We start from the raw sequence: 17777 nt of genomic DNA on the forward strand, positions 1-17777 counted from the left end.
AAGGCTTCCCGAAAGGCTTCCGGGTCCGTGAGTCCTCAGTGAGCGATCACGAAAATGGCCGCCGTGGTGCAGGAGCGTTGGATCAAGGGCCGAAAGGCAGATGCGGACAGCCCTCGAAATAGCGTACCTGTCTGGTAATACTTTTAAGGTCACCGTGGGGCGGTGTAACGAGGGATCGAAAATCGACCTGACTACACCGCAGGGCGTAGCAGTGTCGGATTTGTACACCGTGGGGCGGTGCAAGGGTCTGGCGACTACACCGTGGGGCGGTGTACGTTGCACCGTGGGGCGGTGTACTAGAATAAATTTCATGGGGCCTTCTTGCGTCTTGCGCTCTTGGGCTTCCTAGCCTTCCGAATGCCCATCGTTCGCATGAATGGGATCTGCTCTACCTTCCATGCGTCGCTCGGCTTCATGGTGGGTGAGACATCAAGCGGCAGGTCCTTCTTCTCGTCGATTCGCCGCCACGTCAGCGCGTGGAGGTTCGGTCGGTTGCGGCCGCCTTGCTGCGTTCGCTCTATCAACCGGTAGTGCTCCAACTCCTGCATGGCGTTGCGCACGGTGTCTTCCGACCTCCATCCGGCTTGTTTCATCAACGCCCAAGCCGTGCAGAGGTATCCGTTGTTGAAGCCCGAGTATTGGCGCGCGAGGTCCATGATTAGCTTGTTGCCGAAGGCGCTGAGCCGAGTGAAGTTCGGATGCCGCAATAGCGTGTAGGGGATGACGAATGCGGCACCGCCGTCTATGTCATTCCAGCGGTTGTCCTTGCGCTTCTTGGCCATCTAAGGTCAGCCACCAACGCCATCGGCGCGCTCCTTCCGCACAGCCTCACCGAGCAACTGGCAGTGCCGGCGCGCGCCATCCAGGCGGATCGCCATCATTTCGCAGCGGGAGGGCTCAGGATCGCGCGCGAGGTCGGCGAGTGCAGCAGCGAGGCCGGCGCCGATGTCGACGCACTGAGAGGCCAGGGCGGCGCTGTGTGGGCCGCTCATGCGCTGATCCTCGGTCGGTTGTTGCGCAGTGCCTTCGCCAGCGCGGCCTCTGCCGCTGAGAGCTTCGCGTGCGCCTTCTTGAGCCTGGGGACCCATCTGCGGAGCTTCTGAAGCATGTCCTCCATGTCGGCACGCTTGGCTGGATCCATCGCCATCAGGGCGGCGCCGCGCTTGTTCGCTACCGCGGTGTCCGCGAACCGGCACAGATCTGCCAGGATCTGGTCCACCGCGTCGTCGCTGGTGGTGCGGCTCATGCCTCACCAGCCTTGACCGTCTGGTCCTGGAGCCATTTCTCGACTTGGCTGCGGTCGTACAGAACGCGGCCCTGGACTCGAAGAAACGGCGGCCCGGACCGCAATCTGCGCCACCGCTCGAGCGTCTCTGGTGAGCGCTTCAGTTTAGTGGCGAGTTCCCGCGTGGTGAGCTTGTCGCTGAGCAGGTTTTCCATCTCTACATGCACCGTTGTTTAGGGGCATGTAGGCTAGAAATCAAGATCTCCCGAATAAAGCCGGGTATTACTCGGGAATGCGAGGATCCTTGCGCATCTGCAGGTAGACATTGAGGATCGTCTTCGCAGATAGGCCCGGAAACCGCCCCGACTTTGCGATCACTTTCGCTGCCTCAAGCGGCGCAATACCTGTTGCCCGCTCTTCCTCGGTTGCGTCTATTACCAGATCGCTTTCCGGCATGAGTTGGATCATAAGACCAAAGATCTCGAAGTCTCGATTTATGGTCTTCCAGCGCGCATTCCCGGGCTTCGGGCGGAATAGCATTGCATGCGCGATCGGCTTTCCCACTGCGGCCCGCATCAACATCCGAGCAAGCACAAATCGACTGAGCCGCGTCATGTCCTTGTCACGACTCTGCATCAGCTGCTTGGCAAGTTCCGAATACAGTGCACGCGCTTCGTTGAGATTGCCGTCCCTTGCTTGTCGCAGTAACCAACACAGCGATTGATCTTGAATTTCCAACTGCTGCATCACCCTGTCAGCGCTTCCAGCCCCCGCCTTGGCAGGGGCTTCCTTCGATGGCGGCTTCTTGGCCATGTCAGTCTTCGTCCGATGCTCCGAGCTTTGCCTCGATGAGGTTGGTCAACTCATGGATGGCATGCGCCGCTGCGGGGATCGCTTCATCGGGCGGAACATCGCCGACGGCAGGATCTGTGTAGCACCGCGAAGCTCCCTCCATGCACCACGCGACGCCGCGAATGGCGTACAGCAGCATGTCGACCTCGTCGCGGATCGCCAACGGGGTGCAGGACTGACCAGCGGTCTTCGTGATGCTCGTCATGGCCGAGGGCGGCATAGCCGCCGCAAGTTCGATGGCGAGCGCCTTCAGTTCGTGCGGTTGGAGGGCCATGGTCATGCCTCCATCGCTGCGACGGCTCGAGCAATCCGCGCACGGCTGTGCGGCGGCAGCTGATCGAACAGAGGATCGCGGGCGTCGTGCGCATTGCGGACGTAGCAGGAGCCTGCTTTGCCACGATCATCCCGCCACCTCAGGCGCGGCCATGGCTGGCCACTTGTGCTGACTCCGGTGAGCCGGACAGGCTTGCCGAACACATGATGCAATGCCCGAATCGTCGCGGGGATGCCGACGTTGCCGCCAGTGACCGGGTGCGTGGCGAACTGCAACACCGGAATCTCAACGACGTCATTGGCAGGCGTGAGTTCTGCCTGTCCGCTGTCGCCGATTGCCATTACCATCTGAATTGCCATGATCGTTCTCCTGGAACGGTGGTGGAAGTCCGGGCCCGGTGTGTTCGCACCGGCGCCCGGGCGTTTACCCGCTGGCGCGGGATCTCTTGCGGATCGGCACGACCTTCCCCTCCTCGAGCATGCCGCGCAGGCGATCGAGGGCCGCGCGCTTCTCGTCGAGGTAGTCGTGATCGTCGTAATGGGTGTCCTGGACGCCGCCGAGGCCGTGCGACTGCAGATGCGCGCGGATCTCCTTTGACACCCCAGCGGCCGCCAGGCGCGTCTCCACGGTCTTGCGGAGCTCGCCCGGAGTGAAGGGCGCCCCGACCTTCTTTGCAGCCACCAGCGCGTCGGAAACGTCCTGAACTCGCTCCCAGACAGTGTGGTAGGCGGCCGGCTTTTCCCCGGCGGTCAGGGTGAACAGGAACGGCCCGTCGCCCTGCATCACCTTCAAGGCGGCCTCGGCATCCTTCACCAGCGGGACCAGGTGCCGGCGCGGCTCCGCGCGGCGCCCCTTAGCGTCCCAGAGCGTCACCACGCGCAGATCCGGGTCGTGGTCGGCCTTGGTCATCCTGGCCAGCTGCTCGACGCGCTGCGCGCCGGTCAGCAGGTGGAAGCGCAGCAGCGCACCCTCGGCGCCTTCCAGAGCGTGGATTGCCTCCCAGTAGGCTCGGAGCTCGGCAAGCGTCAGCGCGCGCTTCCTCGGCGCGCCCTCGCCCGCCTTCTTCGGCTTGATCTGTGCCAGGTCTCGAACCGGGTTGATCGTCAGGTCGAAGCCTTCGAAATGATGCGCGATGCCGCCATCGCCCCGGGACGCGATCGCCGCGGCGAAGGCCGCCCGGAGGTAGGCCCGCACCTTGCTGGCCTCCCGGTGCTTGCCGGCCTTCGTCAGGCGGTTGGGGATCCGGACCAGGTCATCCAGCGTCACATCGGCCGCGGCGGCCTTCCAGAGCGCGGGGAACGGCTCCTGGACGTGCAGACGCAAGCTCGCCTCCACCTTGTCGGCTGACGGCTTCCCCGCGGCCCTGAGCATTGCCACGTAGCCGTCGCACAGCCGCCCCAGGGACGCTACAGCGCGCAGGCGCTTCGCCTCTGCCGCCGCGCGCTGCTCCTTCGCCTCGAGCCATGGATCGCGCCCCAGGTCGACCAGGGCGCGCTTCTCGGCGCCCAGCCGACGGGCGGCTGAGACAGACAACTTCGGCGCGCGCCCGAACTCACCCAGGACCATGCGCCGCTCCCGGCCGCTGGCCTTGGCGACGTACACCAGGAGGAAACGCTTTGCACCCGTGTAGTTCGTCTGGATCGCCAAGCCCCGCACGGGGCCGACGTCGTAGTCGATGCGGTGCAGCCGGTCAGGCGGCTCGAGTTCTCGCACGCTTGCATCGGTAAAGGGGAACTTCGCCATCTGAAATTGTCCGGCAATTGTCCGGCGGTTTGTGCACCTGCCGTGTATCCCCTTTGTATGCTTATGTCCCCTTCATGTCAAGGGATATCCCGCAGTTACGCGGATTTCGTCGTCGGACAACGAGGTAGGGAGCCGATTTCGTTTGGCGTATCCAGGGGATTGAAAATCCCCGTGTAGGCGGTTCGATTCCGTCCCCGGCCACCATCTAGGTGGTTAATTTCCAAAGAAAATTGAGCCTCAGCGAGAAGGGCCGCAAGGCCCTTTCTTTATGTACGGCAACATGTACGGCAGCGCTTCGGGGTTCGAATCCCCGTGGGGAGGCCACTCCCCGTACGCGGATTTGCAGTCCGCTGCATCACAGTCTGTGCGACGGGTCTGCATAAGCTGCCGCCATGCTCTTCTGGAGTATTGTCGGGGACACGAGATCGAGACTGCCTACGACGCCGTTCAGCGAGCGGCAGCGCCTCGGTAGAGATTTCGCAGACAACGCATGACAGGCGCGGCCGTAAGTAGTGGCGCACCCGGATCGATCCGGGCTTGGCGGTCCGCATAAGATCCACGCGGATTAGCCTTCGATGTCAAACCCTGATCCCATCCGTGGGATCATGTTGAACGCTTCACAGTGCTATGGCTGAACTGTGATGGTGATCGGATCCGGGTCCGCCAGCTGCCGAATCAGACTGCTGTTACTCCCTACGCCGATGGCGGTCAAGGTATATACGCCAGGAGTGGCAATGGTGGCCCAGCAGTAGCGCACCGGCGTTATCGTCAAGTTCGCTTGGATCACGTCCAGGTCATCGGTAGAGCACAGCCGCTGCCCATTCGCGTAAAAGGTGAATGCGTTCAGCTCATGGACCGCTTGGCCACCCGTAACGACTACCAGCGTCCTGACGCCGGCCTGTGACGGCCATTCGGCAAAACGGCTAGGAACCGGATCGTATCCGGATGGTGGGCATGGAATGACGATGCCGTCGTCGTTTAGACACACTTCCGCTAGCGCTGTGCACGGCATCAGCAGGATGGCTAGGGTCAGTAGCAGCTTACGCGAGTTCATCGGAGTCCTCCGAACAGAGTGATCCCCCCGGCAGCGCTTCCACTGAAGCAATATAGGGAACATCGAAAAGGCAGACCGCGACGCAGTGCACGGTCTCGTGGGCGGCGCCGTGCATACGTGCTCGGACTTTTCCCAGGCCACGTCCCGCCGTTCCCGATGGCATCGAAGTCCATGTTCCGGAGCAGAGCGGTCTGCGCCCCGCCGAAGTGGCAAAGCAGGTGAGGCGTACCACGTCCCGCGATCACCACGCCCGCGCTTGACAGCGGCAGCATCTTGCCACTGTCGAACACGTGATCCGCGCCATGAGCGATGCGGGCCTTCCGTTGGAGCAGTCCGCACGCCTCTTCTCTTCACGGGCAGTGATCCAACTCCGGCTATCCGGAGCCTCGGAACCCCCGTAGAGCGGAGCTTGCTCCGCTGCCGCAAGTCATTTGCAAGGCACTGGATTCCCGCTTTAGCGGGAATGACGGGTAGCGAAGCTTGCGGGACACCGCACTGGAAGTGTGTCCGGGCAGCGCCGGAACGCCGACGCCGCGCTCGTGGAGGCATCGGCGTCCACTGACGGTGGAGAGAGCAGCCTGCTCAGCCGCGGGTGCGCGTGGACGCAGGTTTCGCGGTCCTGCGCGGCGCCGCGCGGCGGGCGGTCTTGCTCGCCGGCTTGCGCGACGGCGACGCAACGCTGCCGAGCTTCCCCAGCACCGGCGCCAGGCGCGCCTCGAACTCCGCGCCGAAGCCCGCGACCCTCGGCTCGATCCGTTCGCGCAGGGTGAGGACGCCGCCGCGGGCAATGTCGAGCGCGTCCACGGCATAGCCGGCGGCGCGGCGCTGCAGGCGGTCGGCGGCGGCGGCGGTGTTCGCGAGCGCATTGCCGGCTTCGCGTCGGGCGACCGCGATCAGGCCCAGCGACGCCAGCCAAGCGTGGCGCAGGTTCGGATCGGCGCTGAAATGGGCGGTTTTCGATGCAGCCATGACGGGCTCCAATGACCGGCGAGATGCCGGTTTCGATGCGCCCAGCCTGCCGTCCGGCGGTCGAGCAAACACACTAGCCGCCGCGGCGGGCTTGCCTCCGGCCCGCCGCGGCGGGATGCTGCCGTCATCCTCATCGCACAAGGATCCGACGATGGCCAAGACCGCCTGGGCGCCCTTCCCGCTCGATGCCGAGGGCTACGCCTATGCCGGCGACGCGCTGAAGAAGGCCTGGCCGAAGCTGCATGCCGGCGACTGCGAGCCGTGGCCGGACGAGAAGCGCGCCGCGGCGCTGTTGCAGGCCGCCGGCAAGGCGGCGCCGAAGGGCGTGGACGCGAAGGGACTGGCGGGATCGCTGCAGGAGGCCTGGCGGGCATTCCACCGCGGCGACTTCCAGGCGGCGTTCGAGGCCGGCGAGCAGTTAGGCCCGATCGGTGCGTCGGTCGCGGTGAAGGCGCTGGGCATCCACGCCACCCACCTGGTCGACAGCGACGCCGAGAAGCTCAAGCGCTTCGAGCGGGCGGCGGAGATCGCCGAGGCGGCGGCCGAGGCGCTGCCGGGCGAGGCCAACAGCCACTATCGCCATGCCTTCGCGCTGGGCCGCTACAGCCAGGGCCTGAGCATCGCCAAGGCGCTCAAGCAGGGCATCGCCGGCAAGGTCCGCGACGCGCTCGACAACGCCCTGGAGCTGGCGCCGAAGCATGCCGAGGCCCACACCGCCCTTGCGCTGTACCACGCCGAGATCATCGGCAAGGTCGGCGGCATGATCGGCGGCCTGACCTATGGCGCGAAGGCATCCGAGGCCGAGGCCCACATCAAGCAGGCGCTCGCGCTCACCCCCGCCTCGCCGATCGCCCACATCGAATACGGCAACCTGCTGATGCTGCTGCACGGCGAGCGCAAGGAGGACGCCGCCGCCGCGGCCTACGAGAAGGCCGCCGCGATCGAGCCGCTGGATGCGATGGAGGCGCTGGACGCCGCCTACGCCCGGGATCAGCTGGAGTAGGCACGGCTGTGGACCGACGGCTTGTTCCCGCCCCGCCCCGCCCGTAAACTACGCGGCCTGCCGGCGCCCAGCGCGCCCGGCACCGGATCGGGCGGTTAGCTCAGCGGTAGAGCATTGCCTTCACACGGCAAGGGTCGCAGGTTCGATCCCTGCACCGCCCACCATCTCCGGGATGCCAGAAGCAATTGAAATCATGGATGTTTTTCCATGGCGTTTTGCTACGGCTCCCATGAATGCACTCCACACCACAAATCCACCACGTTGCGTGGCGACGGAGTGCGTTCGATGGTCAATCCGAAAGCCGTGTGGGCTGGCAATCCAGGGCCCGCCGCCGCGGCCACCCCACGGTGAGGCGAATCGCTAGGCAGCCTTTTCGGCGAGTTCGGCGAGTCTGAGCGCTCCCTTCTGCGCGCCGAACTGAAAGGCCATCGTTCTCTCGCCGAAGGAACCCAGTTCCTTGAGTTCGTATTGGGCCGCCCAACGCTCGACGATCTCCTGCTCCTCCTTCCGGATGGTGTCGTCGACGATCACCAGGGCTCCTTCGGCCATGAAAGGATGAAGCATGGGAAGCGCAGGGTAGCGCGCCAAGGGGCCCGTACTACCCGGCGGACCATCCACCAGAAGCACGTCTATGCTTCCCGGCTGCAGATGCACTTGGGACAGGTCATACCAGTCATAAGGCTCGTCACCGACCATCATCCGGCAAAGCGGGACAAACAGGACGTCCGCCATGTGGTCCAGCCGATGACCGGCGAGGAACCTGACGGTATCTTCCTGATACTCCCGTAGATGTTCGAACGCAAGCAGTCTTCCACCGCCCGTCCGTTCCAATGCCTTGCTCAGCCAGAACGACGACGCGCCGCTGCCGCACTCGACGACCAGCCGCGGACGCCGCCGCAAGATTTCTCCCGCGATCCGCAGCACGGACATCGAATCCATGGCCCAGCCGCCGAAGTACGGTGTAGGCCCATCCGGCTCGAGAAGCGCGCGTATCTGAAGAATGGCGTCGAACTCGCGAACGGTGTCGACCTTCAACTTGACCTGTTGCTTTTGTCCGTCGTTGACACTCCGGTCGATTCTTTTGGCGTGATTCTCCAGCTTGTCGACCCGCGTCATTACCGTACTTTTCAATGCATCGAAGGACTTCTCGGCCCGTTCGGATGCCTGCTCGACGCCCGTCAGCCGCTTCGATAGCCCGGAAATGGCGGTCTCGATGTCGTGGATCGCAAGAACGGACTCAAGAGTGGCCTGTTCGGTCTTTTCAGCGAACTGCCGGAGACGACGCATGAACGTTACCGCCACGCTGTGCGCACAGACGATCCAGCATGCCAGGCCCACGGCCGCCACAAGGATGCTGGAGTAGGCGAAACCAGCAAGAACGAAGGATGCGCCGATCAGGCAAAGACCAGCCGTCAGCAATCCACGCCACGTCGATATGTAGAACATGTAGGCCCCTGAGATTGCAATTCCAGACGTGAAGCGACCGGCGCCCGTGGTACCGGTCCAGGCTTGATCGCACATTCAATTCAACGCGGGGGTTCACCCGCCCCCACCGCAGGCTCGGATGGCAACACCTCGCGCTGGATCGAAATCGTCTTGATCTTCGCATCCAGCCCGCGCACGACATCCGCAGTCAGGTCGCCTCCCAGATTGCCGCCCAGGACTACGCCACGGTCGAGCAGCAAACCGCAGCCGCGACGCGTGTAGACCGCGGCGACCACCGGCTGGGCTTCGGCGGAGATGCGCCCGACCGCCTTCTGCCGGGTAGCCTCGATCTCCCGGCTACGCTGGGCCGCCAGTCGCTGCAAGGTTTCCCATCGCCGCGCCAGCGATTGCCGTTGCTCGGCCAGCTGCTGCGCCCGCGACGGGTCCTGCTGGCCCTCCAGGCTCCTCAACTCCGTCTCCAGCGACGTACGTTCGGCGTTGATCTCCGACTGCGACTGCTCGGCCAGCGCGTTGATTTGGGCCGTAGCCGATTTGCCCACCTCGGCATTGGCGAAAACCGCTTCGCGGCTGAGCAGGCAAACACCCGGGATTTCCGGCCCGCCCAATGCATCATCGGCGGCGGTGGTCTGAGCCGCCACCGACGCGCTCGCGAGCAGAAGCGGCGCCAGGCTCAATCTCCAGACAAGCGGTTTCATTGGACCGTCCCTCATATCCATGGCCATCTCCACCCTCAGTCCACCAACAGGTCGGCGAATCGCGCCAACGAGGTCAAGTGGGAATGCACCAGTGCCAGCCAGCCTTTCCGGTGCCACTCGACGACGACCGATTCGGGCAGCGTCGCAAACTCGTCGGCCGCTACCACCGAAAAGCCGGTCAGCGTCGATTGGCGGCCTTGCGGCAACGTGATGTTGGCGGTGCGCTCCACCAATATCCCTTCCTGGATCAGCAGCTTCACGAACGCCTGGGTGGCGGCGTGCTCGCGGGTGAAGGCGTCGCAGAACCGCAGCGCCTGCTGCGTGGTCTCCGCCGGCTTGCCATCCTCGAATAGCGCTTTGCCCTCGTCGCCTTCCTTCACCAGCATCGGCGCCTCGGCGTCGATCGCCAGCGCGAACCCGGCGGGGGCGTCCACCTGCGCGAATACGAACGGATAACGCCGCACGTAGGCCGGCACATAGGTGCCCGCCTGCCAGGCGCCGTCCTCGACGAAGCGGTTGCGCTGCTCCAGTCCAAGCACCGCCACCGGCGTGCGCTCCGGGCCGGCGAACACCACGGGATAGGAGCGCGCCGCGGCGGCGAACTCGCCGATCACGATCGGCACCGCGTTCGTCTGCGCCACGAAGCCCATGTCCGCCGGCGTGATCCGCCATGCGCCGTGGGCAGCGGCATTCAACAGCTCCGGCCGACGATAGAACAGCGGTCGGCCGCCGGATTGGCGTTCGGCGGGATCCCGGCCCACGGAGGATTCCGTGCCGGTGTCGGTGGTCATCGTGTTGTCCATGTCGTTCATCGTTTTTCTGCTTCTCTGTTCAGAACTTTGCATTGACTTCCAACTGGAACACGTCGATGGACAGCGGCGGCCCGAAGACTTCCTTGGCGGCGAACCAGCTTCCGTTCAACCAGACGCGCTTGTCGAACATCCACGAAGCACCCAGGTAGTAGCCCTTGGCGTTGGTGCCGCCCAGATGGAAGTCGGAGTCGTTGTACGCGTCCGGCAGCGCATCCGGATCGATGCGGCGGTAGCCGAGCCAGGCATTCCAGTCGCCGGGCTGCGCGAACTGCAGCAACCCGAACGTCGCCTGGAACTGATAAGCGGTGTCACCGCTTTCGATGTTGTCGGAAGACAGCTCCTCGTCGCCCGCGGCGCTCAGGTTGGTCACGATTCCGCCCCGGGACCGCTCCCACATCTCCTGTGCGTCGTACGCCATGTTCCTGACCCAGTTGGCATCCAGCTGCAGGCCGTAGCCGCCGAACGCCGGCAGCGTGTAGCGCAGGTTCATGTCCAGAAGCTCGAACTCGGAGGCCAGGCCCACGTACTGCGGCTGCGGGGTATTGGCCGGATCGATGGGGTCGAGTGAGATGTCACGCAGCAGCATCAGCGTGTTGCCCTTCTGCATGAATGCCGGGCGGGTCCAGTCGGTGCTGCAGTGATCTGCACCGGCGTACAGCGCGCAGGGCTCGGACAAACGCCCGGTGATGCGGCGGAAGTCGTAGTAGGCGAGCGCGCCGCGCAAGCGGTGATCGTCGTTGAACGCCCACTCGGCGCCCAGCTGCAGTCCATTGAGCCACTTGTCGCGGCTCTCGGCCTTTTCCCTGCTGGTGCCGGGGAAATTGTCCGAGGAATACTCCAGCGGCGTCAGGCCCAGGGTCGCGAACACCGACAGGCCGTCGCTGTAGAAGGCGTCGGAATAGGCGAACGCGATGCCGTCGAAGTTCAGGTCGTTGGAAAACACCGTCTCGGTGGACCAGTACGGGTTGTCGAAACGGCCGCCGACGACCCGCAGCCAATCCGCTGGCGACCACGCGATCCATGCCTGATCGATCCAGGCATCCTTCTTTTCCAGGCCGCCGCCCAGCGTCTGCGTGGTCGACACCGGGCCATTGTCGTTGCCGGTGGCCAGCCGGACGCCGGCCTGGGTATGTTCGCCCAGGTCGGCGGTGATGCCGAGGCGGGCGCGGATGCGCCACGAGTTGGTGCGGTCCTCGCGGGTGTTGCGCAGCGGCGGCAACAGCAGGTTGGTGTTGGGATTGACGTCGTAGCCGGAACCGGCATTGATCGCCCCCCAGTCGACTTCGATGTCGCTGTTGTTGTCCGAATACAGCCGCGACTCGTTGCGCACGCGCACGTCACCTTCCACCCGGATGCGCTGGGTCCACTCCGGCACCGCGTCCGGCGCGGCCCAGCGCTCCTCCCGGGCCTGCGCCAGCACCTCGGCCTTCACCTCTTCGCGGATTTCGTCGCGCACCGTCTGCGGAATGTAGGGCACGCGCACGTCGCCGGGCTGGGGCTGCGCCGGCGTCGCAGCCGCGGAACGCCCGTCGCCCATCGCTTCTTCCAGCAGCAACCGACCCGCATCCGGCTCCAGCGCGCCGCTGTCGATGAGGCTGCGGATCAGCTTGACCATCGTGCTTTCCTGGCCGGGCGCCTGTTGCGCCTGCGCGTTGCCGGCCACCAGCGCCAGCCCGATTGCGCCGACCAGCGCCACTCGCTTGAACGGTCCGGAGATCTTCTTGAGTCCTGCAGTTTTCATCGATGATTCTCGCAAGGTTGAATTCATTGAAGCTCTGGGGCGCGCGCCCGGAAGGCGATCCCGGTCAGCCGGCGGGCCGGCGGCCCTGCACCTGCACGCGCGCGGGAAACGCGAGCGACGGCGGCGGCTGCTCGTCGAGCTTGCCGTGGCTGCGCAACACATCGAGCACGGCCGCGTCGGCTTCCTGGTTGCCGCTGCCGCGGACCAGTTCGACGCGGCTGATCGTGCCGTCCGGAGCGAGCCAGATATCGAGCTGCAACTGGAAGGCGAGCCGACGCACGCGCTCGTCGCGGGCAATCGCCTGCTGCAGCACGTAGCCGAGGTAGCGGCCGTAGCTGGCATTGCCCGCACCGGCCGCACCGGTGCCGCTCATGCCGCCGCCGCTGCCCTTCTGGATGCCGAAACTGTCGGTGCCGGCCTGCGCGTCGGCGTCCATCGTCACCGGGTCGGAGGTGTCCGGGGTCGGCGCTTCTTCCTCGGCCGGCTTGGGCGCTTCCTCCAGCGGCTCGGGCTCCGGCATCGGTTCTTCCGGTTCGGGCTCCGGCGCGGGCTCCGGTTCGGGCGGCGGCGGCGGCGGCGGTGGCGGTGGCAGCATCAGCATCGGCGTATCGGCGACCGGACGTCGCGTGCTGACCGGGTCCTTGAACAACAGATACCAGACCAGCACGCCCAGAACCGCCAACAGCAAGGCGATGCCCGTCGCCATAGGCAGCCATCCGGGCAGCCTGCGCCGCGTTCCTGTCGGGCTGGGGGGATTCGAGTCCACGCCCGGTCACCCCTGTACCTTGCCGGTCACCAGTCCGACCTGGCTCAGCTCGATCCGGCGCAGCAGGTCGAGCACTTCCACCACGCGCGCGTACTGCACCTGCGCGTCGCCGCGCACGATCACCGGGAAATCGGCGTTGACCGCCTTCTCCTGCCGCAGCCGTTCCTCCAGTTCCGGCAGGGTCACCGGATACGCATCGAGAAACACCTGGCCGGCGTTGTCGATGGTGATCGCCTTGGTCTCCGGCTTTTCCAGCGGAATGCTCGAACTGGCCTTGGGCAGGTTCACCTCCAACCCCGGTATCGTCGCGTTGCTGGTGAGGATGAAGATCACCAGCACGACGAGCAGCACGTCGACGAAAGGCGTGACGTTGATGCCCTTGTCCCGTTTCTTGATGCCGAATGCGCGCTTGGCCATGACGTGTCCCCCCTCAAGCGCGGCTGGCGGGCGCGACGGCGTCGAGGGTGCCGTCCTCCGACTCCTCCGCCAGACGCGCGGTGAACTCGTCGACGAACACCGACATGTCGGCGGCGATCGCCTCGGAGCGGGCGGCCAGCCAGTTGTAGCCGAACAGCGCCGGGATCGCGACGCCCAGGCCCGCGGCCGTGCACAGCAGCGCGGCGGCCATGCCCGGCGCGACCGAGTTGATGTCCACCGCACCCGCCAGCGCGGCGACCGCGAACACCAGCATGATGCCGATCACGGTGCCGAACAGGCCGACATAGGGCGCGCCTTCGATCGTCGTCGACAGCCAGTTCATGCGCCTGCCCATGCGCTCGGTTTCGCGGATCAACTCCGCGTCCAGCGAGGCGCGGATGGCGCCGATCGCGGAATCGGACAGGCGGATCTTGCCGGTATGCGCCTGGCGTCCCTTCACCTCGTCGATCGCGATCCGGTACAGGTTCCACAGCGTGGACCGGTCCTGGATGCCCGACCCGAGATGGCCGGAACCGGCCAGGTCCCTCAACCGGGTGATGGACTCGCCGGCCGCTTTTCGGTAGTGCTCGGTGAACGCGGCATTGGCCCTGGCGACCGCACCGAAGTAGCGGCTCTTGACGATCATGATCGCCCACGACGCCAGGAACATCAGGAACAGCACGGCGACCACGACCCACGCATCGACCGGCATCGCCTTCAGGATGAAGCCGAAGTGGCTCACGCCTGCGGACTGCTCATCCTCGCCGAACGCGGTCAGCCGCGAACCGGCGCCCTGGGACACCGTGTCGGCCAGCAGCAGCGCGGCCGGACGGGCCACCTTCGACAAACGCAGTTCGTCGATCGCACCGACGAACGGAGCGGCCGCGACGGCAAGCGGCGCGTCCGCCGCAAAGGCGTCGCCCTCGCCCTCTGCCGGCAGGGCAACGGGCGAGTCCGCGCCGATCAGCGTATCGGCGTTGAGCGCCGGAAGCGGCGCTTCCAGTCGCGCGGCCTCGCGGCCGTCCACGTACAACAACGCCTGGCCGTTGCCGGCGGCCATCGCCAAATGCGTCGGCTGCCCCGTTTCCAGCAGGGCGTCCGCGGCGGCGCGCACGCCGTTGATTTCGACGAAAGGCGTCCCGTTGTCCAGTCCGACCAATACGGCACCGGCCCCGTCGCGGCGGGAATAGATCGCCTGGTTCGGTGCCAGCCGATCCGGCTTGATCCAGGCCGAGAACGTGAACGCACCGCCTTCGGCCACGGCCAGGGGCGGCGACGCAGGCACGATGAGGGGCTCGCCTTCCAACTGCAGGCCGCGGCCGGCGACCGCGGCGTCCGCCGGTTGCAGCGCATTGCGCGCATGGTTGCCGTAGGCAGTGGTGTCGCGCGGCGCGCCATCCTGCTCGCCGAAATGGTAGATCGCCGTGTAATCGGGGTCGAACGTCAATTGTCCGTTGCCGCCGGCTGGCGCATTCTCGTTTCCGTAGTACATCCAGATGGTCTGCGGCACGCCCGTACGGATCGACGGCACGTCGACCCAGATCAGCGCGATGCCGAGCCCCGGGTCGAACTGCTCGATCTGGTGGTTCAGCACCGTACGGCCGTCGGCACCGACGAAACGGAGGTCCTTGCCGTCCGCCGCCACGCCGTCGAAGGCGAAGTTGCCGCTATGCAGGCGCACCAGCACCGGCGCCCGGCCCACGTCTGCGCCGAGGCCTGCAGCACCGGCATCGAGCGAGATGGGCTTGCGGTACTTCCAGTCGGATTGCCACCAGGACGTCTCGGCGCCGGCCACGCCGGACATCGAGACACCCAGCAGGAACAGCAATGTGATCAGGATGCGTTGCATGGACAAAGGTCTCCAGGTCGAGCGTGAAATAGCGGAATTCAGAAGCTGGTACCGATGCTGAAATGCAGCCGGTGTGCGCCTTGGGTCGTGGTCGGGCCGTCTTTCAGCGGATAGCCGTAGTCGAAGCGGAAATTGAAATGGTCGTAGAGGCGAAAGCTGCTGCCGACGCCGGTCGAGCCGAGCGAGAACTCGTCCTCCTGCTCCGGCAGTGGTTCGCGCAACTTCAGCCAGGCGGCGTCGAGATAGGTGTACAGGCGCCAGTCCTGCAGTCCCCACAGCGCCAGCGGCCGGGTGCGCCATTCGAGCGAGCCGACCGCGCCGTAGTCGCCCAAGGCCTCGGCGGAGCGATAGCCGCGTACCGTGTACATGCCGCCGGCCGCGAATTGCTCTCCGGAGACCAGCGGCGTATCGCTGATCTGCGCGGACAGGCGGCCGCCCCACTGCGAGCCGCTTTCAAGCGTGTAGGTGTCGCTGAGGTCGAACTTGACGGCGGCGAAGCTCGGATCGGACTTGTAGCGTTTCCAGTCGAATTCGTCCTCGTCGCTGCCGTAGCCGAGAAAGCTGCGCGTGCCGAACACGATCTGCACGCCGGTACCGATCTGGTGCTTCTCGCCCTGCCGGAAGCCGCTGTAGCCCAGGGTGATCGGCGCATACTTCAGCGGCACGTCCTGGGCTTCCAGGTCGCCCAGCGATACGCGTTCGTCCATGTCCTTGAAGTCGATGCCGGCGGAGAGCTGGTGCCACCAGGCGCCGGCCATCGGCAGCGAGCGGCTGAGCTTCACGCCCAGCGAATGCCCGCGCCCGGTCACATTGGTGCTGCCCTCGGTCAACACGTCGCTGTCGGAGGTGTAGCCCGAGAACTCCAGCGTCCAATCCGGGCCGCCCAGCGGCAGCGCGTAGGAACCCGACCACACGTTGGCTTCGTCCAGGTTCTCGGGTGCGGCGAAGAAGGTCAGCGACGCCACGTGTTCCTTTTGCCAGAGGTTGTCGTGGCCCGCGGTCAGCACCGAGCGCAACGCCGACGTGTCCGGACTGTGGTCGTTGTTGACCGATGCGCCGAAACGCCACGGCGACCTGTCTTCGACCTTGAGCTCCACGTCCATCGTCCCGGCCTGCGTGCCCTGCTTGACCAGCGGGATCACCTGGCGCTTTGCGCTGCGGTTGAGCGCCGTTAGTTCTTCCTGGGCCAGGTTGAAATCGGGCACTTGCCCTTCCCGGAGCGACGGAACGCGCTCGCGCAATCCCTCGGGATCATGATGCTGCGCGCCGGCCACGGTGACCGTACCCACCGTGGTTTCGGTGACCTGCAGAAGGACGATCCCGCCACTGACCTGCTGTTCCGGCAGATCCACGTAGACCGATTGGTATCCCCTTTCCTGATAAGCCGTCTGCAATGCCGCCCGGGCCGATTCGATATCCTGCATCGTCCGGCCGGGGCCCAGGTACGGCGTGACCGTCCGCTCGATCGCACGCGCGTCCAGCACCGTGTTGCCGCGAACGATGTACTCATTGATATTGACGCGCTGGTCAGGCGCCTCGGGCGCGCCCGTCTCGACCGCCTCCTCCTGCCCGGCACCTTGGGCAGGGACCGGATCCTGTGCATGCACGGACGCTGCGCACAACACCAGCATCACGCCCGCCGCCAGCCGCCTGGGCGTTGGTGTCAGTTTTGTTTCAGACATCGATGAGGACTCAAGGACGAGGATGATTCCCGGGCAAACGCTGGTTTGCTCGAACATTGATAGTTAGACGGACCCAAAGCGTGATAACCGCAAAAAAAATTTAGTGACGCCGCCGTTACTTCAGCGCGCCTAACAGGCCAAAGCGACAAAATTGTTACCGTTGCCGGATCGATTTCCGGCGAACGACCTCCCCGGCGCCCGCAATGCCGTCGGATCGACCTGCCCGATACCCGGATGCCAGCCCGCCCGTATCGACGACGGCCAGCGGCGCGGCCGAGTCGCGGTCGCCCGCGGGACCCCGGTGCCGGGCCGAGTGCGGCGATGTCACGCCGGTATTGGCCGTAGACGACGACAACGCGGCGGCCGTCCCTGCCGCCAGCTCGACGCCGCAGTGGCTGCCGGCACATGGATGCGCATTCGGACCTAACCTTGAGGTTCCCCCCGTTTTTCCTGGCGCTTGTCCTCCCCCTTTGAAAAAGGGGGATCGAGGGGGATTTGCTTTGGCATTGACTTGGCCGGGCGCCCGGCAGATCCCCCTTAAAGGAAGCAGCAGGAAAACAGGAGAAATCTCAGGGCCGACCCTTCATCGGTGATGCCTGGCGTTGCCAGCCGCTCGTCGGTCGTTCTCGTTGATCTTCAGATCACCATGAACGTCTATCCTATGTAAGCGTAGAGTTCCTCAGAAATCCCAGCCATCGGCCGCACCCGCATGCAGGTCACAAACTGCATGAACGCCGCGCCATCGTGATGGGTTCGCCAATCCCGATCAGCGTAGAGCACAGGGATGTCGGATTAGTGGCATCCGCAGTACGCAGTAGCGCCCGCCCCAGACACCGGAGTGCCCCGACCATGCAATCAATACGACTGCTCCCTCTGCTGATCCTGGCCCCGGCCATGGTCTTCGCCCAGGCGGCGCCCGGACGGGACGCGCCAGGCGATGCCACGCACGGACGCACACCGGCCAGCGGGCCGGAAAGAGGCTGCATCGACATCGAGGTCAACGGCCAGCAGGTCCGCGACTACGATTGCCTGGGAAAACTGTTGATGCCGTCCGCCGACAGCGCGTCCAGGCCGCCCGCGCAACTGCGCTCGGAAGAAATCGCGGGACGTCCACCGACCGCGCTGGGCTTGGCCAACCCCGAAGCCACGCGCCAGCGCATGGGCAACACCTTCGGCAAATCCACGCTGCCGCAACGCCCACCGCAACCGCCGCCGACGCTGCCGCCGACGATCAGGCGGCCCTAGGACG

At 65.4% G+C, this 17777-nt stretch carries 20 protein-coding genes and 1 tRNA gene; 3 read left to right on the forward strand and 18 right to left on the reverse strand.

Going from position 1 to position 17777, the window contains the following annotated elements; genetic code table 11:
• Positions 1 to 308: 308 nt before the first annotated feature.
• The 10 genes from U3649_RS14560 to U3649_RS14605 all read right to left on the reverse strand — a co-directional run bounded on the left by U3649_RS14560 (position 309) and on the right by U3649_RS14605 (position 6117).
• Positions 309 to 782 (reverse strand): hypothetical protein, encoded by a 474-nt coding sequence (locus U3649_RS14560; protein ID WP_407352031.1) that lies wholly within the window; start codon positions 780 to 782, stop codon positions 309 to 311.
• A gap of 6 nt (positions 783 to 788) precedes the next feature.
• Entirely contained in the window at positions 789 to 992 is a 204-nt protein-coding gene (locus tag U3649_RS14565; protein ID WP_407352032.1) for a hypothetical protein, read from the reverse strand.
• Positions 989 to 1246, reverse strand: coding sequence for a hypothetical protein (locus U3649_RS14570; RefSeq protein WP_407352033.1), 258 nt, complete (start codon positions 1244 to 1246; stop codon positions 989 to 991). The genes U3649_RS14565 and U3649_RS14570 overlap by 4 nt, the downstream gene beginning before the upstream one ends.
• Entirely contained in the window at positions 1243 to 1440 is a 198-nt protein-coding gene (locus tag U3649_RS14575; RefSeq protein ID WP_407352034.1) for a helix-turn-helix transcriptional regulator, read from the reverse strand. Before U3649_RS14575 ends, U3649_RS14570 begins: the two co-directional genes overlap by 4 nt.
• 67 nt (positions 1441 to 1507) lie before the next feature.
• Complete coding sequence (locus tag U3649_RS14580) at positions 1508 to 2038, reverse strand: hypothetical protein (protein WP_407352035.1); 531 nt, start codon at positions 2036 to 2038, stop codon at positions 1508 to 1510.
• A 1-nt stretch (position 2039) separates the two neighbouring features.
• Positions 2040 to 2357 carry a hypothetical protein gene (locus U3649_RS14585; protein ID WP_407352036.1) on the reverse strand — a complete coding sequence of 106 codons (318 nt, stop codon included), beginning with the start codon at positions 2355 to 2357 and terminating at the stop codon, positions 2040 to 2042.
• Positions 2354 to 2710 carry a hypothetical protein gene (locus U3649_RS14590; RefSeq protein ID WP_407352037.1) on the reverse strand — a complete coding sequence of 119 codons (357 nt, stop codon included), beginning with the start codon at positions 2708 to 2710 and terminating at the stop codon, positions 2354 to 2356. Before U3649_RS14590 ends, U3649_RS14585 begins: the two co-directional genes overlap by 4 nt.
• A gap of 64 nt (positions 2711 to 2774) precedes the next feature.
• Entirely contained in the window at positions 2775 to 4094 is a 1320-nt protein-coding gene (locus tag U3649_RS14595) for a tyrosine-type recombinase/integrase (protein ID WP_407352038.1), read from the reverse strand.
• Between the two features lie 625 nt (positions 4095 to 4719).
• On the reverse strand, positions 4720 to 5148 hold the full coding sequence (locus tag U3649_RS14600; RefSeq protein WP_407352039.1) for a hypothetical protein: 429 nt from the start codon (positions 5146 to 5148) through the stop codon (positions 4720 to 4722).
• 582 nt (positions 5149 to 5730) lie between these two features.
• Positions 5731 to 6117 carry a hypothetical protein gene (locus tag U3649_RS14605; protein WP_407352040.1) on the reverse strand — a complete coding sequence of 129 codons (387 nt, stop codon included), beginning with the start codon at positions 6115 to 6117 and terminating at the stop codon, positions 5731 to 5733.
• Between the two features lie 151 nt (positions 6118 to 6268).
• On the opposite strand from U3649_RS14605, the gene U3649_RS14610 reads away from it, so the two are divergent.
• Both U3649_RS14610 and U3649_RS14615 read left to right on the forward strand, forming a co-directional pair.
• A complete protein-coding gene (locus U3649_RS14610) occupies positions 6269 to 7120 on the forward strand; it encodes a hypothetical protein (RefSeq protein ID WP_407352041.1) in 852 nt (283 codons plus the stop codon).
• A gap of 89 nt (positions 7121 to 7209) precedes the next feature.
• A tRNA-Val gene (locus U3649_RS14615) sits at positions 7210 to 7284 on the forward strand.
• A 196-nt stretch (positions 7285 to 7480) separates the two neighbouring features.
• Here the strand turns inward: U3649_RS14615 and U3649_RS14620 are convergent.
• The 8 genes from U3649_RS14620 to U3649_RS14655 all read right to left on the reverse strand — a co-directional run bounded on the left by U3649_RS14620 (position 7481) and on the right by U3649_RS14655 (position 16585).
• Positions 7481 to 8566 (reverse strand): class I SAM-dependent methyltransferase, encoded by a 1086-nt coding sequence (locus U3649_RS14620; RefSeq protein WP_407352042.1) that lies wholly within the window; start codon positions 8564 to 8566, stop codon positions 7481 to 7483.
• Between the two features lie 80 nt (positions 8567 to 8646).
• Complete coding sequence (locus tag U3649_RS14625; RefSeq protein ID WP_407352043.1) at positions 8647 to 9261, reverse strand: OmpH family outer membrane protein; 615 nt, start codon at positions 9259 to 9261, stop codon at positions 8647 to 8649.
• Positions 9262 to 9296: 35 nt separating this feature from the next.
• Positions 9297 to 10073, reverse strand: coding sequence for a SapC family protein (locus U3649_RS14630; RefSeq protein WP_407352044.1), 777 nt, complete (start codon positions 10071 to 10073; stop codon positions 9297 to 9299).
• 19 nt (positions 10074 to 10092) lie between these two features.
• Positions 10093 to 11814 carry a putative porin gene (locus tag U3649_RS14635; RefSeq protein ID WP_407352045.1) on the reverse strand — a complete coding sequence of 574 codons (1722 nt, stop codon included), beginning with the start codon at positions 11812 to 11814 and terminating at the stop codon, positions 10093 to 10095.
• A gap of 64 nt (positions 11815 to 11878) precedes the next feature.
• The gene (locus U3649_RS14640) at positions 11879 to 12520 is read right to left on the reverse strand and encodes a TonB C-terminal domain-containing protein (protein WP_407352046.1); all 642 of its coding nucleotides are present in this window, start codon (positions 12518 to 12520) and stop codon (positions 11879 to 11881) included.
• Between the two features lie 66 nt (positions 12521 to 12586).
• Positions 12587 to 12997 (reverse strand): ExbD/TolR family protein, encoded by a 411-nt coding sequence (locus U3649_RS14645; RefSeq protein ID WP_407352047.1) that lies wholly within the window; start codon positions 12995 to 12997, stop codon positions 12587 to 12589.
• 13 nt (positions 12998 to 13010) lie between these two features.
• On the reverse strand, positions 13011 to 14846 hold the full coding sequence (locus U3649_RS14650; RefSeq protein WP_407352048.1) for a DUF2341 domain-containing protein: 1836 nt from the start codon (positions 14844 to 14846) through the stop codon (positions 13011 to 13013).
• A 38-nt stretch (positions 14847 to 14884) separates the two neighbouring features.
• Positions 14885 to 16585: a ShlB/FhaC/HecB family hemolysin secretion/activation protein gene (locus tag U3649_RS14655; RefSeq protein ID WP_407352049.1), complete on the reverse strand. Its 1701-nt coding sequence runs from the start codon at positions 16583 to 16585 to the stop codon at positions 14885 to 14887.
• Between the two features lie 837 nt (positions 16586 to 17422).
• On the opposite strand from U3649_RS14655, the gene U3649_RS14660 reads away from it, so the two are divergent.
• Positions 17423 to 17773, forward strand: a complete 351-nt coding sequence (locus tag U3649_RS14660; protein ID WP_407352050.1) for a hypothetical protein — start codon at positions 17423 to 17425, stop codon at positions 17771 to 17773.
• Positions 17774 to 17777 lie beyond the last annotated feature (4 nt).

Origin of the sequence: Luteimonas sp. R10, assembly GCF_045689605.1 — a bacterium.
Taxonomy (GTDB): domain Bacteria; phylum Pseudomonadota; class Gammaproteobacteria; order Xanthomonadales; family Xanthomonadaceae; genus Luteimonas.